Origin of the sequence: Terriglobus sp. YAF25 (assembly GCF_052113305.1) — a bacterium.
In the GTDB taxonomy this organism is placed as follows: Bacteria; Acidobacteriota; Terriglobia; order Terriglobales; family Acidobacteriaceae; genus Terriglobus.
In genome coordinates this window covers 1-2,905 of record NZ_JBFRCY010000604.1, presented here as the reverse complement: position 1 = coordinate 2,905, position 2,905 = coordinate 1, and the positions used below count along the sequence as shown (strand labels likewise).

Here is a 2,905-nt window from a genome sequence, read left to right as displayed (position 1 = left end):
CCCTTGATGTATTCCAGCTCGTTAAGCTGCTTCACCGGGTGACCGTCATCCCTGACCGTAATCGTGTGCCGCACCTTGAAGGTGACCGGATCGCGAAAGGATAGCATCGCCGAGCCGTCGCTGGTGATGATCTCCCGCTCGGACCGGGTCATGCCCCATCCCTCTCCCTCGTAGGTGAACTGCCGTATCGGCCTGAGGGAGAACCGGTCGTAGACGAAGCCGGTATGCGTCTCCCAGGTCCACTGGTAGAGGTTCGCACCCCAGTCCACAATGCCTTCTCCGAAAAATTGTGACGGCAGAGCGGTCTGCTGCAGCACCTTGCCGGTTGCGGGATCGGTCACCACAAGCCGCGAGTCGCCTTCACGTCCCGTACCCTCATAGAACATGCCGTCCCGGTAGAAGAGGCCCTCGGTGTAGTTGTCCGTCGCATGCGGATAGCTCGCAACCACGCGATATCCCACCACCGGCGCTGCCGCCAATGGAAGAACCCACAACAGCCCAATACAGAAGCAGAGAAGCGACCGAATTGTCTGACTACTCATTCCCATCCCTCGCAAGGATTCCTTTACCCCCGAACAATTGGGTGCCCCATATCTCGGCAAAGCCGAGATGTGGGTTTGCAGAACGCCATGCCTACGTGATGGTACGACCGGCCTGTCGTGGAACCACACCCACATCTGGCGATAAAGCTGCCAGATATGGGGCACCCAGACATAATCAGTCCACGCTTCAACTTTCAACGCGAAACTCGCAATGCGAGTTTCGCTGCCCCTGTGTTACTCTGGCGGCCCGTTTGGGAGGAGGCAAGAGTATGTTGAAGTTTCATCGCATCGCGCTGTTACTGGCACTGATCCCTCTGTTGTATTCCCCCGTTGCACCAGCGCAGGCCGCCAAGCCTGCTAAGCCTGCTGCTGCCGCGACGGCTAAGCCCGCTGCAAACACCCCTGCGAAGCCGGCCGCGGCTGCTTCCAGCGCAGCGTCTGCATCCAGCCTGATCGATATCAACAGCGCAACCGCCGATCAGCTCAAGGCTATCCCTGGCATCGGCGATGTCTACTCCAAAAAGATCATCGACGGCCGTCCCTATGCCAACAAGACGCAGCTCGTCAGCAAAAACATCCTTCCGCAGGGCGTCTATGACAAGGTGAAGGACAAGATCATCGCCAAACAGGCGAAGAAGTAAATCTCATCACAAGTAGATCGGAGGGGGGACAGGTGCGGCAAAGCTGGTTTCGGCAGTTCTTAATGGCGAGCTGTGTTGCGGCCCTGCTTCTTCCTCCGTATGTCTCCTCTCCGGCACAGGCACCGCAGGCCGATGAGGATGCCGCCGTGGTCGATGCTGTCCGCACTATGTACCGTGCAGCCACCAAAGACGATCTCGATCTTTTCCACTCCGTTGTCTCGGCCCGCTTCCACGCCTTTGATGGCGGCAAGCGTTTTGACGGTGATGCGCTTCCCCTGTTGATCCGCCAGGCCCACGAGGCTGGTGTTGTTTACGTCTGGCAGGTGACGGAGCCTGAGGTGCACCGTACCAGCAACACCGCGTGGATTGCCTATACGAACGTCGGTTCGCGAACAGGAAAAGACGGACAGACCGTTCCAATGAAATGGCTGGAATCAGCTCAATTGGAAAAGCAGGGTGGCAAGTGGCTGATTGTGTTTTTTCACAGCACCCGCATGCCGATGTGATGCGGTTGTTACCCGTTTTCCCGACCAGAAAAGTCACCGAGCTGGTGAACGTTAGGTCCAGTCCCTGGACCCATGGAAGATCGAACGGATATCCCCCATCCTGTGGGAAAGGATGCCGGCACAGCGAAAACCTGCCGCAAAAAAGGTGCTGTCTGAGGCATGTCCCTCATGCTACCCTTCTCTAGATTCTTGGAGACTGTTGAGTAATGATCTCTCCCCGGAAACTGCTGCCATATCTGTTGGCGCTCGGGCTATCCGCCTTCGTCTGCCTCACCGATGCCGCTTTACCCCCCGTACAGGCTCAGCAGATTGACGTCGATGGAACCGAAACCGCTCCCGCAAAGCTGGATATCAATGCCGCAACACCCGAACAGCTGAGATCGCTGGGATTGGGCGAGAACTACGTTCGCCGCGTCATCGCGGGTCGTCCCTACACGGCGAAGAATCAGCTGATAAGCCGCGGTGTTCTGCCGCAGGACGCGTACGAGCTCATCAAAGAGCGCCTGGTCGCGCATCACTCCAAACAGCAGTAACTGGTTCGTAAACCATTCGGTCTGCTCGTTCGTCTCCGATGCTAGGATGAGCACCGACACGGATGCATACATTTTCCCCATCACGGCCCAGGTACCGCCCCGCCGTCGTGCAATATCTACTGCTTCTGCTCATCGCCGCCATGGCCCTCGGCCAATGGGGGAATACTGCCTATCGCATGGTGCGAGGCATCTTCGGCGCTGAGCGCGGTATCCGAGCGCCTTTCAGCCTCAGCAACGGTGTCGTGGAGGGGATGAGTCCCTTTCTTCGTCATACGGGTCTGCAGGTCGGCGACCGCCTGCTCGCCGTCAACGGTCACGAGCTGACCGGCGAGGCCGTTCTGCTGCGGGAGCTCGCCCACGAGCATCTCGGCGACACCATCAAGGTGGAGGTGCAGCACCCCGACGGGAAACATCAGACGGTAAGCTGGCAGCTCATCACACCGCAGCGTCGCCGTGGTGGAGGCAGGCCCGCAGGCTGGATCGGCCCGCTGCTGCTGCTTGTCATCCTCCCCTTGGCCTTTCTTCTCGTCGGCCTCTGGGTGGTGCTCGCCAAACCGCATGACCTCAGCGCATGGCTGGTCCTTGGCATCCTCCCCTACTTTGAGGCGCTACTTTCACCGGCTAATCCGCAGGGAGATTGGACCATCTGGTTTGCCCCTTTCTGGAATGAGACCGCACAGATG

Annotated in this window: 5 protein-coding genes; 4 read left to right on the top strand and 1 reads right to left on the bottom strand. The window is 58.7% G+C overall.

Features of this window, described 5'->3' with window-relative positions:
* A partial coding sequence (locus AB4043_RS20935) for a glutaminyl-peptide cyclotransferase (RefSeq protein ID WP_442307976.1) occupies positions 1–542 on the bottom strand: 542 nt, incomplete at its 3' end.
* 269 nt (positions 543–811) lie between these two features.
* On the opposite strand from AB4043_RS20935, the gene AB4043_RS20930 reads away from it, so the two are divergent.
* The 4 genes from AB4043_RS20930 to AB4043_RS20915 all read left to right on the top strand — a co-directional run.
* A complete protein-coding gene (locus AB4043_RS20930) occupies positions 812–1,183 on the top strand; it encodes a ComEA family DNA-binding protein (RefSeq protein WP_442301913.1) in 372 nt (123 codons plus the stop codon).
* Between the two features lie 62 nt (positions 1,184–1,245).
* Positions 1,246–1,689, top strand: a complete 444-nt coding sequence (locus AB4043_RS20925) for a nuclear transport factor 2 family protein (RefSeq protein ID WP_442301914.1) — start codon at positions 1,246–1,248, stop codon at positions 1,687–1,689.
* A 206-nt stretch (positions 1,690–1,895) separates the two neighbouring features.
* A complete protein-coding gene (locus tag AB4043_RS20920; RefSeq protein ID WP_442301915.1) occupies positions 1,896–2,222 on the top strand; it encodes a helix-hairpin-helix domain-containing protein in 327 nt (108 codons plus the stop codon).
* A 107-nt stretch (positions 2,223–2,329) separates the two neighbouring features.
* Positions 2,330–2,905: PDZ domain-containing protein (locus AB4043_RS20915; RefSeq protein ID WP_442307975.1), on the top strand; the 576-nt coding region annotated here is incomplete at its 3' end.

Bases quoted from the DNA above. Each gene is read 5' to 3' on its own strand.
- AB4043_RS20930 (WP_442301913.1), top strand. From the start codon at position 812: ATGTTGAAGTTTCATCGCATCGCGCTGTTACTGGCACTGATCCCTCTG.
- AB4043_RS20925 (WP_442301914.1), top strand. From the start codon at position 1,246: ATGGCGAGCTGTGTTGCGGCCCTGCTTCTTCCTCCGTATGTCTCCTCT.
- AB4043_RS20920 (WP_442301915.1), top strand. From the start codon at position 1,896: ATGATCTCTCCCCGGAAACTGCTGCCATATCTGTTGGCGCTCGGGCTA.